The organism is Pedobacter sp., assembly GCF_965279535.1.
In the GTDB taxonomy this organism is placed as follows: domain Bacteria; phylum Bacteroidota; class Bacteroidia; order Sphingobacteriales; family Sphingobacteriaceae; genus Pedobacter.
On record NZ_OZ257244.1, the window covers coordinates 5,427,061 to 5,442,223 of the forward strand.

The following is a 15,163-nucleotide window of genomic DNA, read 5'->3' on the forward strand; positions in this document are numbered from 1 at the left end:
ATCAAAATATAGAATTAAATGATTGTTATTATATGCCCGAATCTTTTAATTTTATAGAACAAATTAATCTCCGTAAAGGAAAACTATTCATTCATAAACTATAACAAAACATGGAAAAAGGATCAGAAGATATCAGCAAATGCCCGTTTCATAACGGCAGTATGAAACAGAATATAGCGGGCGGTGGCACCAGGAATGGCGACTGGTGGCCAAATCAGTTAAAGCTTGATGTTTTACGCCAACACTCTTCGCTCTCGGATCCGATGGATAAGGATTTCAATTATGCCCAAGCTTTTAATAGTTTGGATTTAGAAGCTTTGAAACAGGATTTGCATGCGTTGATGACTGATTCTCAGGATTGGTGGCCCGCAGATTTTGGCCATTACGGCGGTTTATTTATACGGATGGCCTGGCACAGTGCCGGAACTTACCGGGTAGGTGATGGACGAGGTGGAGCTGGTGCGGGATTACAACGTTTTGCCCCTTTAAACAGCTGGCCAGATAATGTGAGTTTAGATAAAGCGCGTAGATTGCTTTGGCCAATCAAACAAAAATATGGTCGCAAGATTTCCTGGGCAGATTTAATGATCCTTACTGGGAATATAGCTTTAGAATCTATGGGCTTTAAAACATTCGGCTTTGCGGGTGGAAGAGAAGATGTTTGGGAAGCGGATGAATCGGTTTACTGGGGCTCGGAAAATACCTGGCTTGGAGGAGATATACGATATGCACACGGTTCAGATGGCGCTGATAAAGCACATGGTGTAGTCGTTTCAGACGATGATGCAGATGGAGATATTCATACTCGCAACCTGGAAAAACCACTGGCAGCAGTACAAATGGGGTTAATATATGTCAATCCTGAAGGTCCGGATGGTAATCCTGATCCGGTTTTGGCCGCAAAAGACATTCGCGATACATTTGGCCGCATGGCAATGAATGATGAAGAAACAGTAGCGCTGATTGCCGGCGGACATAGTTTTGGTAAAACCCACGGGGCAGCTTCTTCTGATCATGTCGGAAAAGAACCAGAAGCAGCTGGTATCGAATTGCAGGGAATGGGCTGGAATAACAGCTACGGATCAGGTAAAGGGGCTGATGCAATCACCAGTGGACTCGAAGTAATATGGACTAAAACACCAACGCAATGGAGCAATAATTTCTTTGAAAACTTATTCGGTTTTGAATGGGAATTAAGTAAAAGTCCTGCGGGCGCCCACCAGTGGGTAGCCAAAAATGCAGAAGCCATTATTCCTGATGCATTTGATGGTAGGAAGAAGCACACCCCTACGATGTTAACTACTGATCTTTCACTGCGATTTGATCCGGCGTATGAACAGATTTCAAGACGTTTCCTCGAAAATCCCGATCAGTTTGCCGATGCTTTTGCACGTGCCTGGTTTAAACTTACGCACCGCGATATGGGACCAAAAGAACGCTATCTTGGTCCGGATGTACCTCAGGAAGAATTGCTTTGGCAAGATCCAATCCCAGCAGTAAACCATCCTTTGGTAAATGAAGGAGATATAAACGCAATAAAATCGAAAGTATTAGCCTCTGGATTGAGCACTGCCGAACTGGTTTCAACCGCATGGGCATCGGCTTCAAGCTTCCGCGGGTCTGATAAACGTGGTGGGGCAAACGGAGCCAGGATTCGCCTGGCGCCGCAAAAAGACTGGCAGGTAAATAACCCGGCGCAATTACAAAAGGTATTGAATGTGCTGGAGGGAATTCAGGCAGAATTTAACAGCCAGCAGGCCGATGGTAAGAAAATTTCTTTGGCAGACTTGATTGTGCTGGCAGGATCTGCAGCAGTTGAAAAGGCCGCGCAGGATGGCGGGCACATTGTTCATGTTGCTTTTACTCCGGGTAGGATGGACGCTTCGCAAGAACAAACAGATGTTGAATCGTTCGGTTATCTTGAGCCTGTTGCAGATGGTTTCCGTAATTATCGTAAATCTAAAATTCCTGTTTCAACAGAAGCGTTATTAATAGATAAGGCGCAATTGCTAAATTTAACTGCGCCAGAACTGACGGTATTATTGGGTGGCTTGAGGGCACTGGATGTTAATTTTGATGGTTCAAAAAATGGTATTTTTACTACTCGACCAGGACAATTAACCAACGATTTCTTTGTCCATTTACTCGATATGGGTACAACATGGAAAGCGGCCTCAGAAGACAGAGAGCTTTATATCGGCAGCGATCGAAACACTGGTCAGCCTAAATGGACAGCTACCCGTGCAGATTTGGTGTTTGGTTCTAACTCAGAATTGAGGGCCATTGCAGAAGTTTATGCCAGTTCAGATGCTAAAGATAAATTTGTAAACGATTTTGTTAAAGCATGGACAAAAGTGATGAACGCTGATCGCTTTGATCTGGCTTAAATACCTGTTTTAAATAAATTAAAGAGGTTGTATCATAAATGTAATTTCGATTTAAATCTGTCAAGTTGAGCCTCCCGATTCCAAAATCGGGATAAGTTGTCGAAACGCCCTAATAGTGCTTTCAAGTCCGTCGACAAGCTCATGATGACAATCGATGTTTATGATACAACCTTTTTTTGTGAAAACTCAGGGAGATGGCTTTTTCATACCCATTTACAATTCCGCGGACTCAACCATCCGCCCATCTGTATTCTCTCGTCGAATTTTCCTATCTTAGAATAAAAAAATCTTGATTAAGAAGTTTCTAAGTTTTTTACTCTTAACATCACCTTTATTCGGATTTAGCCAAACGGATAGCATTCGCGTGGCTGTAGGGGCTGAGTATGATCAGGTTAGCAACTTACATCGTTTTCTTTTTGGTGAGAATTATCGAAAAGCCTGGGCCACCCCCGTTTGGTTAAAGATACTCGACCTTAAGAAAGAAAAGGGAGGGTTGCAGGTGGTTAAGCTAGGTGGGGGTATGCAAACGCAATCGCTTCGACTGGTAGATGTAAGCGGTAGAACATGGGTACTCAGAACCTTGCAAAAATATCCGGAAAGGGCGCTGCCACCTGGATTAAAGAAAACAATTGCCAAAGATATTTTACAAGACCAGGTTTCTACAACCAATCCATTTTCGGCGCTAACCGTTCCTAAATTAGCCTCAGCAATTCAAATACCTCATTCCAATCCACAAATTGTTTACGTTGCTGACGATCCCGGCCTTGGAGAATATAGAAAGGACTTTGCCAATCGGGTTTACCTTTTTGAAGAGCGGGAACCAGAAAATTCTATCAAAACTGATAACACGGAAAAGGTTATTGCAAAGTTGAAAGAAGATAATGATGTGTCAATTGATCAGAAAATTGTACTTCGGGCGAGGTTGCTGGATATGCTAATCGGGGATTGGGACCGCCACGAAGATCAATGGCGCTGGGATAAAGTTAAAACGAATGGAAAAACCATTTATACCCCTGTTCCGAGGGATCGGGATCAGGTATATTACCGTACTTCGGGAGTATTTCCCTGGATAGTTTCCCACCAATGGTTGAAGTCGAAATTTCAGCCATATAAAACAGAAATCAGAGACGTTAATGGCTGGAATTTTAACGCACGCTATTTCGACAGGTTCTTTTTAAACGGATTATCTGAGGCAGACTGGGTGGCTCAAATTGATTTTGTTCAGCAGCAGCTAACTGATGAGGTGATCAGGCGGGCAATGCAGTCTATGCCTCCTGAAATTTACCGGATATCAGGAAAGGAACTTGCTGAGATCTTTATCGCCAGGCGAAATAACTTAAAAAAACAGGCTTTAAGCTATTATCGATTTATTTCTATCTATGTTGATGTGACTGCAAGCGATAAACATGAACGTTTTGTAATCAGTAATCAGGGAGATGGAAGTGTTGCTATTGAAATCCAAAAAACCAAAAAGGATGGCGCATTAGATGGTACAATTTATCAGCGTGTTTTTGATCCGAGTGTAACCAAAGAAGTCAGACTTTACGGTTTTGAAGGAAAGGATGGTTTTGAAGTATCAGGCATAACTCCATCTCCTATAAAAATAAGGATGATTGGCGGGCCGGGATCAGATCGCTTCAAAATAGATCCGGAACTGAAAAATAAAAGTAATTTATATGTTTATGAGCGCGAAGATCAGGAAAATATCCTTCCTTCCAATCGGGAAGCAAAAGTCCGCTTGTCTGGTGACAGCGCTGTAAATACCTTTAACCGAACTGCTTTTGTATATGATCGATCTGAAGTAGTGGTGCTGGCAGATTACAATAACGATTATGGAATTTCTTTGATTACGGGCTACCGTACAACTAAGCAAGGTTTTAGAAAAACGCCGTACGCTTCCAGAAATGAATTTCTGGTAAAATATTCTACCGTAAGGCATTCGTTTTTGATAGACTATGCTGGAGATTGGAAGAAAGCAATAGGTAAAAATGATCTGAGCATTAACATCAGCTCTCACGGGCCAAATAACGTAAGCAATTTTTTCGGAATCGGTAATGAAAGTATTTTTAAAGAAGGTAACAATGCGATGGATTACTTCAGAAACCGTTACGATTATGTAAATGCTGAAGTAGCTTTGGGTCGCAACCTTGGGAAATTTAGGCTGAGCGCCGGAATAGATGCTCAGTTTTATAACAGTGCAACGAGCAATAATGGTAATAAGTTTTTGAACAATTATAACGCATTAAATACTGAAGAAAATGTATTTGATGTGAAATGGTATGCCGGCGTTTCTTTGCGTGCTAACCTGGATACACGTAATAACCTTTTACAACCTACAAAAGGAGTGGTTTGGCGAAATTCGCTCAAGGCAGTGCAACAGATTGGTGATGAACACAATACCTATGGTCAATTCTCTACGGAGTTTAGTGGTTACTTCAATCCCGACCGGGACTCAGTATTGGTGGTAGCTAACCGCACAGCTTTCGGTACTACTATTGGTCGTGCGGCCTTCTTTCAACAAATGAAAGTAGGTGGGCCACAAACCCTTCGTGGTTACCATACCTGGCGTTTTACGGGCAATACCATGTTTTACAACAACCTTGAAGTTCGGCTTAAATTACTCGATTTCAATTCCTACCTCTTTCCCGGAAAAATCGGAGTTTTAGGTTTTCATGATATCGGACGCGTTTGGAGCCCTGGCCAATTCTCTCAGAAATGGCATAATGGATATGGTGGTGGTGTATATTTCTCTCCGGCAGACCTGATTTTAATCCAGGGAGCCGTTGGTTTTTCTGAAGAAAGTACCTTGTATTACATCAACTTTGGTTTTAGGTTTTAGGTACTGATAAGATGATTAAAGTGCAAAAACGTATTCGTGCTAATGAGTAAACAACTGCAAAATTGTTCCATATCCCATCCAAATCATCGTTCCAACAACGCCTAGTCCCGAAATAGTAAGCCATAAGGGTTGTTTGTATTGGAATATAATCTTGGATCTGTAGGCTGCAATCAGCATAATTCCTAATGCGATGGGAAGAATCAAGCCATTTATAGCGCCTACAGCCAGTAATATTTTAACAGGTTTCCCTATTAAGATAAAGATCAGGCAAGAAACCAAAATAAAAACAATCGTAATTGCCCTGTTATATTTCAAAATCGTGGGGTGAAAGCTCTTGATAAATGAAATTGAGGTGTACGCAGATCCTACAACAGAAGAAATTCCAGCAGCCCATATCACTAAGCCAAATACCTTGTACCCAAATTGCCCGCTTGCCAGTTGGAAGACCGATGCTGCAGGATTATCAGGATTTAGTTTAGCGCCTGTACTTACTACGCCTAAGGCAGCAATAAATAAAAGCAATCGCATTACAGAGGCGAGGCCAATGGCACTTAAAGCACCTTTATTTACTGCAGGGAGATTATCTATTCCGGTTTGTCTGGCATCCAGTAACCGGTGTGCACCAGAGAAGGTGATGTATCCGCCAACTGTTCCGCCAACGATGGTAAGCACTGCGCTAAAACTAAATTGTGTTGGGTTAACCGAGCGGATAACTGCTTCAGCAATAGGAGGGTTGCTCACATAGGCAATGTATAAAGCGAGGGCAATTTTCAATAAACCCATGGTTTTAGCAAACGTGTCCATTGCTTTACCTGCTTCCTTATAAATAAAAATACCGATTGCAATGATGGCACTGATTACAGCTCCCTGGGCAATACTTATCCCGAAAAGCACATTCAGGCCTAAGCCTGCTCCGGCAATATTACCGATGTTAAAAGCGAGCCCACCCAGGAAAACTAAAAAAGATAAAAAATATCCTGCACCAGGGAAAACTTTATTCGCGATATCCTGGGCAGGCTGATCTGCTACGGCTATAATTCTCCAGATATTGAGTTGTGCAATCGCATCCAAAATTATAGATAAGAGAATCACAAACGCAAAACTTGCCCCCAGTTGTTCTGTAAATACCGCCGTTTGTGTTAAAAAGCCCGGTCCGATTGCGGATGATGCCATTAAAAAGGCAGCACCAATCAGGACGCTCCAGTTGTACTTTTTTTTCATTTGCCTGGTGACTTTAAAATAATACCTTCAGCTTTAAGTTTTTCGGAAATCATTTTTGCAAAAGAAATGGCGTGTACACCATCTCCATGTAAACAGATTGTGTCTGCTTTTAACTGTACAGGCTTTCCACTAACAGCGACTACTTCTTGTGCTTTTACCATACGTAATACCTGTTTCCATGCTATTTCATCACTGCTGATTAAAGCATTTTCGGCAGTTCGTGGTGTTAAGCTACCATCGTCCTGATAACTGCGATCGGCAAAAACCTCTGAGGCAGCTTGAAGTCCGGCTTGATTTGCTGCCTCGATCATTTTACTTCCCGATAGGGCATACAAGATCAGTGACTGATCGAAATCGCAAATGGCTTGCACAACAGCATTGGAAAGCTGCAGGTCTTTGGCAGCCATATTGTAAAAAGCGCCATGCAATTTAACATGGTTTAATTTGCCATTAGCCGCTTTCACAAAGGCATGTAGTGCACCAATTTGATATAACGTGATTTGATAAGCCTCGTTTGCTGAAATTTTTATTTCCCTTCTTCCAAAACCTTGTAAATCCGGCAGGCCGGGATGTGCTCCAATGGCTACCCCTTTTTCAATGGCCGTTTTAACTGTTTGTTGCATCACAGCAGGGTCGCCAGCATGATAGCCACAGGCAATATTTGCGGATGTTATATAATCCATGAGCAATTTATCAGCTGGCATAGGGTAGTTGCCAAATGCTTCGCCTAAATCGCAGTTTAGGTCAATGGTTCTTTTCATTTCGTAAAATCAATAGTTTGGATGGCAAGGGCCAATTTAGCAAGATCTTTTTCCCGCTCAAAATATAAACGCTCGGCCTCACTTTGGCTAATTTCTGTAAAACGGATTTCGTCACCAGGTTTTAATTGTGCACAAATTGGTAAATCCACCATAGCTACCTGCGCAATTCGGGGATATCCTCCTGTAGTTTGAGAATCTGCCATCAGCAAAATCATGTTTCCATCTCCGGTTACCTGGATGGTTCCTGCGCATACAGCTGTGCTCAACAACTCGGTTGAATGGAGCCTTTTAATTACCGGACCTGTTAAATGTATTCCCATTCTATTGCTGTTTAAATTAATGGTAAAAGCTTCATTGAGAAAATTAACCATGGAATTATCACTAAACCAGGCAGATTCTCTACCCCGAATGATGCGAACACTAGTTTTATTTAAAGCCTTAAAGGATGCTTCATGAATGGCCCACCTTGGAAATTCAACTTTATTGCCTTCTAACGATTTGAGTATTCGTTCGGCTGCACCCGTTAATTTATTGCAACTGCTTAGTACATCATCCTTTTTTAAGCTTCTTCCTTGATAACCGCCCAGATTTGCAGGCAGGTAAGTACTTCGGCTATTTAATATCAGGGGAAGATCCCATCCTCCGGCAATTGCCAGGTAGCTTCTTGCACCATTTTCGGAATTTTTTAGTGTAACCTCCGTTCCTTTAGGAAGAAATAAGGGGCGTAGAGAGGGCAATTTTTCATTGTTGATGAACCATTTTGCGCCATTACCGCCGTAAGCGATTAAAACAGGGGTATTGCATATAAACGAAGCATTTCCGTAGCTAAATTCAATCAGGGCGTCTGTTGGTGAATTTCCAATAGCTATGTTCGCTAATCTGGCAGATAATGTATCCATAGCACCAGAAAGAGGCACAGCCTGGGCCAAATAATCAATTCTTCCAAGGTCCTGGATAGTACTTAGCAATCCGGCTTTTAACAGGGTGATTTGCATAGGCTAAGATAGGGTTCGAAATTGTTCAACAGTAATGGGTTCAAACCTAATTTCATCACCAGCTTTCAATAATGCAGGCTCCGGACGGTTAGCATCAAAAATTTTTAAGGGTGTTTGTCCGATAATTTGCCATCCTCCCGGAATATCGAGCGGATAAATCCCCGTTTGTTCGCCTGCAATACCCACAGCTCCAGCCGGAACACTGGCACGGGGTTGTTGCCTTCTCGGGGTAGACAGGCGCTTATCCAATCCTCCCATATAGGCAAAGCCAGGTACAAAGCCTATCATGTATACCCTATAGGAAGCAGCACTATGTATTTGGATCACTTCCGCAGTACTGAGATTTGCCTGAGCGGCAATCAAATCTATATCTGGACCGAATTTGCCCCCGTAATAAACCGGAATAATTACCTTATCCGGCTGCTTTACTTTTTCAGACGTGTTTATTTTGAGTGTTCGAATGTACGTGGAAACTTTATCAAAACATGAGCTACCATTTAAGTTAGATTGGTAAACCTTGATAGGGTCATAATATACGGTGATGCTTGCATAAGCCGGTATAGTTGTAAGAAAGCCTGAAAAAGGACTTGCAATAAGAGCTTGATTGAACTCAGCAATTCTATCAGCCAATTTCAAACTAATTTCATCCCCGAACACAATCGTAATAGATATTTCATTTAACGGATAGATATCAGTTATTAAATTCATAACTTTTGCAGATACTAGCGTGATTTTGTTTTTAGCTTACAAGATGAACAAAAAATATCAGTATGCCTAATTTACAACGATGCTTTCATACTATCTCTATATTCTTTGGGGGATAAACCTATATGCTTTTTAAAAAATCTCGCGAAATAGTTTGGATATTCAAAATGAAGTAGATATGCTATTTCTGAAACAGAATAAGCAGTGTAGGTTAAAAATTTTTTAGCCTCGGTAAGTAAATATTCCTGAATTAGCTGTCCTGTTGGTTTTTTTGTGATAAGCTTACAAATTCGATTGAGGTGGACCGGAGATATTGCTAAAGCTGTAGCAATTTTACTTGCAGTTAAAAAGTCTTTGTTTTCCCTTAGTAATCTTTGGAAATTGTGATAATATCGTACAGCAGCCTCATTGTACGCTGGGTTCTGACCCGGAGATATATTTTTTAAGCGTTGAATAATTAAGAAAAACTGTTGTACATAGGAGCGTAACATTAGGTTTTTGCCTTGCTCATGCGCTGATAATTCTAGATCTATAGCTTCCAGTAGTGAACTGATTTGCTCGCTGGAATGTAGGCCAGAGAAGTTAGAAATGCGAACAATCTGATTAGGTTTAGGAAAAAACGTCTCTACATCTCCAACCAGATCATAGTAATGCGTTTCTGCTATACTCAAAATTCTACCAGAAATACTTTCATTAAAGCTAAAGCCATGAAGGGCGGTAGGAGGGGTAAGGATTAAGCAAGGTCCAGTCAGTGCAATTTTATCTTCGGCTTCAAAAAACAGGAATTTACCTTTTTCGATATAAAATACTTGTATTAGTCCGGGGTGGATATGAGGTTTAATATCCCAGTCAAAAGTAGGGCTTCTGGTTTCAATCAACTCAGTGAAGATATAATTGCCTTCAGGTCTTGCTATCCTGTCTCCATATAATCCTTTGAAGTCGATAATTGCTGTTCCCTTAATCTTCCGTTTAGCTGGCATAAAATGATCGATTTGTATCCTTTTATGTTGTAAAAGTAGCGAAAATAGATACAAATCTTCCTCAGTTTTGCAGAAGTAATTTTCCTTGGATGAATAATATGAACAAAATAATGACAGTAAATAATAAAACGATCGGCATTCGAGAAATTGGAGAAGGGAGGAAGAGTGATAAATCAATAGATAGTACGAAAAGACTTATTTTGATTCTGGGGGCACTTATTGCATTGAGTCCATTTTCGATCGATATGTATCTCCCTGCATTTCCGGCAATTGCGAAATCACTAAATATAAGTATAGCTGAAGTTGGGTATTCGCTAACCAGTTACTATGCAGGGCTCTGTATAGGTCAATTAATTTATGGCATTTTAATAGATCGCTTTGGTCGAAAAACGCCTTTACTATTGGGTTTAGAAATTTATGTTGTGGCAGCTGTTATTTGTGCATTTTCGGGCAATGTAGATTTGCTGGTTACAGCAAGATTACTAATGGCACTTGGCGGTTGTGTTGGAATGGTGGCGGCAAGGGCAGTTGTTCGTGATGTTTTCTCAACGGATGAAACCGCGAAGATTCTTTCCATTTTGGTATTGGTAATGGGAGTAGCGCCGATCATTGCACCTACCATCGGTGGTTTTGTAAATAGTGCATGGGGCTGGCGCTGGGTTTTTGGTATAATGGGAATGATTGGGTTGCTGATGTTAATTGTTGTAAATTGGTTATTCCCTGAAACAAAGGAAGCAGATACAAAAGTATCTACTAAAATTAATGTAATAGCAGCAGGTTATTGGGCTGTGCTTAAAAATAGAAGTTTCTTAATTTATGCCCTGGCTGGAGGTTTAAGTTACGCAGGAATGTATGCCTATATTGCCGGTTCCCCATCTGTTTTTATGGAACAATTTGGGTTCTCGAGCAGTGCTTATGGATGGGCTTTTGCTTTCAATGCTTGTGGTCTTATTGCCGGAAGTCAGTTGAACAGACTGGCGCTTAAAAAGCATAGTAGTTCAAAGCTTTGTAAGCTATCCGGACTGATGCTTTTCATCACAGGCTTAATCCTGGTTACTTTTCCACTAGTTGGCTTAATGACTGCCTTTTCCACACTTGTTCTCACCTTTTTATTTCTGTTTTGGTTAGGTTTTATTAATCCCAATACAACAGCACTAGGTTTAGCACCTTTCTCTCAGACTGCGGGAAGAGCTTCGGCTTTACTTGGCAGTATACAGATGGTTGCAGGTGTAATAGCCTCCTGGTTAGTCAGCTTTCTGGATCATGGAACATTGATTACAATGCCTGCTGTAATGTTTGGTTGTTCTTTAATTACGATTCTAATACTTTATTTACCCCAAAAAAGCAATAAAAAAAATATATCTACGAATGTTACTTTGTAAAGAAGCTGAAGTAATATCGCAAACTGACAATTTACCGAACTGTACGTCGTTTTTTTTATCGTATTTAGCCAGTACCAGTAGGCGTTAGCCAGTTTGCAGTTTTGAGTTGACAATTAAAATTAAATAATAAAAGCAATGAACAATAAAAAAAATAATCACTATAGCATAAAGTTAAACGAGATTGAACTGAAGGATGGAATGTCATCAAATCGATCGATCACCTTTGAATTTGATAATCACGATAACATTCTTGATTTGATTGAGCAGGTGAAGGCCAGAGAACTTTTTGAAACTCCGGAAGAAACAACAGAATTCATACTTGGTTTGAAACTCTTCAGCGAGGTGATGCTGAGGAATAGAGAACATTCCTTGTTTGAAGAATTCCGTCCGGCTTTCGGCGAATTTATGAAGAAGCTAAAAGGAAAAAAATAACATGGGGCTATTGAAGTGCAAGCTTATTCTGGCTTTAATGATTTTATGCAAGCTTACATTTGCACAACAACATTATTTATTGGTATTGTCGAAAACAGAGAAGAAGCTGATTGTGTTGGATTATAAAACCCTCGATAGGGTAGGAAGTATTGCTGTCGGTGAAGACCCTCACGAAGTAGTGACAACTACCGATGGGGCACTTGCCTATGTTTCTATTCCGTTAATGAATGGAAATGGACATGAGATTGATGTGCTGGATTTGAAAACCCTCAAGCCTCAGAAAGTAATTGATACAAAGCCTTTTTATATTCCCCACGGAATCGTGTATCAGCAAGACAAATTGTGGTTTACGGCGCAAGGATCTAAAAGTGTTGTTATTTATAATACTAAAGAAGATCAGGTAGAACAGGTTTTTGGAACAGGGCAGGATTTTACTCACCTCCTGTATGTTACACCCGATGGTAGATGCTTTTACACTACGAATGTAGAATCGGGTACAGTAAGTATATACGAAAAAAAAGATCTTCCGCCTTATATGCCTCCAACAGGTGTGTTGCCTGCGAATGCAAAACCACGGTTAGAATGGCGACAAACACTGGTTAATGTAGGACTAGGAAGTGAAGGTTTCGATGTATCGCCAGATGGGAAAGAGCTTTGGACCGCGCGGCCTGATGGACATATTGTAATAGTAGATCTTGATAAAAAGAAAGTAAAGGCAGAGATTGATACAAAAGTTTTAGGGCTACATCGTTTAAAGATTACCCCAGATGGAAAAACAGTGTGTATCGTTAGTGTTAAAACTGGTGACCTGCTTTATTACAATATGGAGAATCATCAATTAGAGCAAAAGGACCATATCGGTCAGGGAGCTGGCATTTTTATGGACAAACAGACCAACAGGATGTTCATTTCTTGTACACCTGACAGTTATGTTGTGGTAATAGATTTAGCAACAAGAAGGGAAATTAAACATCTGAATATTGGAAGGCCAGATGGGATTGCTGCAGTAAGAGTTCTAAGTAATTAAAAGAGAAATGGGTGATGGGAGAGTGCCTCTCATGAGAGGCACTCTCCCATCACCCATATTACTAAGGCTGAAGCCAGATCATTTGCGTAAATGCGCCGTTAGCTGCTATATCCCAGGCTTCTACACGTACCCACTTACGGCCGGTAAGGTTTACAGGCCAGCTGAATACTTTATTTCCAAAAGCCTGAGTGTTATTGAGGTTGATGCGTTCCCTGTAGATTTTGGTTCCATCTCCCGAAACAATTTCGGCATAATTCATGGGGAATGTCCAGTCTAATTGCATTTTAACCAGTACTTTGCCGCTTTTATTTAAACTTAATGTTTCACCAGATTTTTTACCGTCAATACTGAAAGCTGGAATGACTACTTCGCCGGTCGAAACAAAGAATCTACCTTTTCGCATGACATCCAAAACTGGTTGCCAGCCCTCGCTGTAATCAGGGAGCTTGTCCATTTCCAGGTAATTTACATTGAGGTGGGCATACATTTCATTCTGGTTAGTGATGGTGAAAACGTCGGCCTCTGAAATGACATGCTTTTTTAAGCCCCAGTTCGCCATATCATCGCCTAATTTCAGTACCCGCTGGCTCAGCGTCGGGATAGATAAATCTGCTGGAATGGCTTTCCAGGCGGCGCCTAAAAAAGTCTCAGATTTAAAAAATGATTCATCTTTATACGCATCGGGGTAACCGGTAGATCCTTTCGTGCGTGCATGTGCTGTCCAGGCCAAACCTTTTTCCAGTTCTAAAAGTTTAAGCATTTCGGCCGAATTACCAACATGATATACCTTGCCATAGGTTGGATTTTCCGATACAAAAGGTTCTTCCGCTTTTCGAGACATTACCCAGTACACGGGTTTAGGGAAAAATGCAAGCCAATGTCCACCGTAGAAATTATTGGCCTCTTCTCCTGGTAAGAGTAGGAAATTCGCATCAGATAACCGTTTGGTTTGCTCGAAAAGCGACTGGAGTTCTTTAAGTCGTTCTCCGTCAGGTCCTTTAGGATGGCCGGGGCCATGAAATTCAGCGAGTTTTACAATGTTAAGGCCATGTTTTTTCAATACATCCACAAATTCTGGTTTTTCAGGGATCGGTTTCCCCGAAAGTGCTACCTGCGTAGTAAACTCATTATGAAAGTGTGTTGACATGGTTTTGAAACCTGGCAATGGTTTATAAGCATCTCCATGCGTGAAGGCCTTTACTTCCTGAAGGGCTTTTTCAGCATTTCCCTCTTCCAACAGGCAAAAGAAGTTGAGCCGTTGTTGTGTTCCCGGAGGTGCATTAAACCAGGGAACATACCGGTTATCACCTAAGGGATCTTGCCTGATTCCCATACCAAAACCCGGGATCAGATTGTGATAATCTTTTCCATACCAGGTAAATTTCAGGTTAAATGCCTCATCCAGCGGATAAAAATATTGGTGTGGCGCAGGGAATAGGGCTAAACTTCCATTTGGATTTTCTCCAATGATGGTGCGATACTTTACTTCTATGTTTTTACTCGCGTCGCCGGCTGAAGGCGTGGCATGTTGCATTTCGTCCTGAACGTTTGCCCAGGCCATTGATTTCCAAAGCGATTTTTTGTTCACCAATCCGGCGTCATAAAGAATGGCTGTAGAATCTATATGGGTTGATAAAACAGCTGCCACGTTAAACAAGGGGCTTCCATTGTAATAAGTTATCTCGATAGCACCATCAAAGCGATCGGCATGGGCCCCTGAAATGCGAACTATAGTTTGCTGGCCATTGGTGGTCACCTTTGCGCTTCGCTTATCAATGTTTACAGCATATGACTGATAAGGTTTTTTAGGTACCCGATCAAAGAAAACATCCCAGCCACCACTATTTGGACTCAATGTGCGTTTGCCCACAGTAAGTACAAAAGCGGGGTCCAGTCCGGCAGTAATTTCTTTAAACGCTTTACCTTTACCCAGTTGAATACTGCTGAATAAAGGATTTTTTTGGTTTAAATCAAGGGTCATTTTCCCTGTTTGGCCTTTGCCTGCTGGCCAGCTTACAGTAATTAATTTTTGATTAATGGTCACATTGGCGCCATTCTTTTTTACATCAGAAAGATCTACTAATGGAGCCTGAGCAAAAGTGTCGACGCAGCAAAAAAATGCGCAAATAAGGAGGATTTTTTTCATAATTGGTTAGGATGAAGCAGCCAAAATAAGGCAATTATCCTGAATTATATGGTTCTTATTGCAAAATTTTTGTGAGGAAACTTAAAAAGGTAAAAGCTTTTAGTTGGATTATAAAGGCCTTTTTTAAAGAAATCCGATTGGATATGCCGAAAGTACAAAGGAAAGACCATATTTGGTAAGGATAATAATACCTGACAGTGAAAGATATCCCTTTAAATAGGATAAATTTATAATGTTGATTTAAAGGTTTAGGGGATAGAGACGAAGTTAAAGCCATTGATTGTTGAA

General features: G+C 41.0%; 11 protein-coding genes. 5 read left to right on the plus strand and 6 right to left on the minus strand.

Going from position 1 to position 15,163, the window contains the following annotated elements; genetic code table 11:
- Nucleotides 1-110 precede the first annotated feature (110 nt).
- Both katG and ACQY77_RS22450 read left to right on the plus strand, forming a co-directional pair.
- Entirely contained in the window at nucleotides 111-2,387 is a 2,277-nt protein-coding gene (katG, locus tag ACQY77_RS22445; protein ID WP_421940080.1) for a catalase/peroxidase HPI, read from the plus strand.
- 289 nt (nucleotides 2,388-2,676) lie between these two features.
- Nucleotides 2,677-5,226 (plus strand): BamA/TamA family outer membrane protein, encoded by a 2,550-nt coding sequence (locus tag ACQY77_RS22450; RefSeq protein ID WP_421940079.1) that lies wholly within the window; start codon nucleotides 2,677-2,679, stop codon nucleotides 5,224-5,226.
- Nucleotides 5,227-5,265: 39 nt separating this feature from the next.
- Here the strand turns inward: ACQY77_RS22450 and ACQY77_RS22455 are convergent, their stop codons facing one another.
- From ACQY77_RS22455 to ACQY77_RS22475, 5 genes are all read right to left on the minus strand, one after another.
- Entirely contained in the window at nucleotides 5,266-6,447 is a 1,182-nt protein-coding gene (locus ACQY77_RS22455; RefSeq protein ID WP_421940078.1) for an NRAMP family divalent metal transporter, read from the minus strand.
- Nucleotides 6,444-7,208 carry a LamB/YcsF family protein gene (locus ACQY77_RS22460; protein WP_421940077.1) on the minus strand — a complete coding sequence of 255 codons (765 nt, stop codon included), beginning with the start codon at nucleotides 7,206-7,208 and terminating at the stop codon, nucleotides 6,444-6,446. The genes ACQY77_RS22455 and ACQY77_RS22460 overlap by 4 nt, the downstream gene beginning before the upstream one ends.
- On the minus strand, nucleotides 7,205-8,203 hold the full coding sequence (locus ACQY77_RS22465; protein ID WP_421940076.1) for a biotin-dependent carboxyltransferase family protein: 999 nt from the start codon (nucleotides 8,201-8,203) through the stop codon (nucleotides 7,205-7,207). The genes ACQY77_RS22460 and ACQY77_RS22465 overlap by 4 nt, the downstream gene beginning before the upstream one ends.
- Nucleotides 8,204-8,206: 3 nt before the next feature.
- Nucleotides 8,207-8,911: a 5-oxoprolinase subunit PxpB gene (gene pxpB / locus ACQY77_RS22470; RefSeq protein ID WP_421940075.1), complete on the minus strand. Its 705-nt coding sequence runs from the start codon at nucleotides 8,909-8,911 to the stop codon at nucleotides 8,207-8,209.
- A 71-nt stretch (nucleotides 8,912-8,982) separates the two neighbouring features.
- Nucleotides 8,983-9,888, minus strand: a complete 906-nt coding sequence (locus ACQY77_RS22475; protein WP_421940074.1) for a helix-turn-helix domain-containing protein — start codon at nucleotides 9,886-9,888, stop codon at nucleotides 8,983-8,985.
- A 110-nt stretch (nucleotides 9,889-9,998) separates the two neighbouring features.
- Between ACQY77_RS22475 and ACQY77_RS22480 the strand changes: the two genes are divergently transcribed.
- The 3 genes from ACQY77_RS22480 to ACQY77_RS22490 all read left to right on the plus strand — a co-directional run bounded on the left by ACQY77_RS22480 (nucleotide 9,999) and on the right by ACQY77_RS22490 (nucleotide 12,729).
- Complete coding sequence (locus ACQY77_RS22480) at nucleotides 9,999-11,270, plus strand: multidrug effflux MFS transporter (RefSeq protein WP_421940073.1); 1,272 nt, start codon at nucleotides 9,999-10,001, stop codon at nucleotides 11,268-11,270.
- A gap of 135 nt (nucleotides 11,271-11,405) precedes the next feature.
- Nucleotides 11,406-11,702 (plus strand): DUF3861 domain-containing protein, encoded by a 297-nt coding sequence (locus tag ACQY77_RS22485; protein ID WP_421940072.1) that lies wholly within the window; start codon nucleotides 11,406-11,408, stop codon nucleotides 11,700-11,702.
- Nucleotides 11,703-11,739: 37 nt separating this feature from the next.
- Nucleotides 11,740-12,729, plus strand: a complete 990-nt coding sequence (locus tag ACQY77_RS22490; RefSeq protein WP_421940071.1) for a YncE family protein — start codon at nucleotides 11,740-11,742, stop codon at nucleotides 12,727-12,729.
- Nucleotides 12,730-12,790: 61 nt separating this feature from the next.
- Here ACQY77_RS22490 and ACQY77_RS22495 read toward each other — a convergent pair whose 3' ends face one another.
- Nucleotides 12,791-14,875, minus strand: a complete 2,085-nt coding sequence (locus ACQY77_RS22495; RefSeq protein ID WP_421940070.1) for a hypothetical protein — start codon at nucleotides 14,873-14,875, stop codon at nucleotides 12,791-12,793.
- Nucleotides 14,876-15,163 lie beyond the last annotated feature (288 nt).

Coding starts and splice junctions, on each gene's coding strand:
- ACQY77_RS22465 (WP_421940076.1), bottom strand. CDS start 8,203: ATGCAAATCACCCTGTTAAAAGCCGGATTGCTAAGTACTATCCAGGAC.
- pxpB (WP_421940075.1), bottom strand. CDS start 8,911: ATGAATTTAATAACTGATATCTATCCGTTAAATGAAATATCTATTACG.
- ACQY77_RS22485 (WP_421940072.1), top strand. CDS start 11,406: ATGAACAATAAAAAAAATAATCACTATAGCATAAAGTTAAACGAGATT.
- ACQY77_RS22480 (WP_421940073.1), top strand. CDS start 9,999: ATGACAGTAAATAATAAAACGATCGGCATTCGAGAAATTGGAGAAGGG.
- ACQY77_RS22460 (WP_421940077.1), bottom strand. CDS start 7,208: ATGAAAAGAACCATTGACCTAAACTGCGATTTAGGCGAAGCATTTGGC.
- ACQY77_RS22475 (WP_421940074.1), bottom strand. CDS start 9,888: ATGCCAGCTAAACGGAAGATTAAGGGAACAGCAATTATCGACTTCAAA.
- ACQY77_RS22490 (WP_421940071.1), top strand. CDS start 11,740: ATGATTTTATGCAAGCTTACATTTGCACAACAACATTATTTATTGGTA.
- katG (WP_421940080.1), top strand. CDS start 111: ATGGAAAAAGGATCAGAAGATATCAGCAAATGCCCGTTTCATAACGGC.
- ACQY77_RS22455 (WP_421940078.1), bottom strand. CDS start 6,447: ATGAAAAAAAAGTACAACTGGAGCGTCCTGATTGGTGCTGCCTTTTTA.
- ACQY77_RS22495 (WP_421940070.1), bottom strand. CDS start 14,875: ATGAAAAAAATCCTCCTTATTTGCGCATTTTTTTGCTGCGTCGACACT.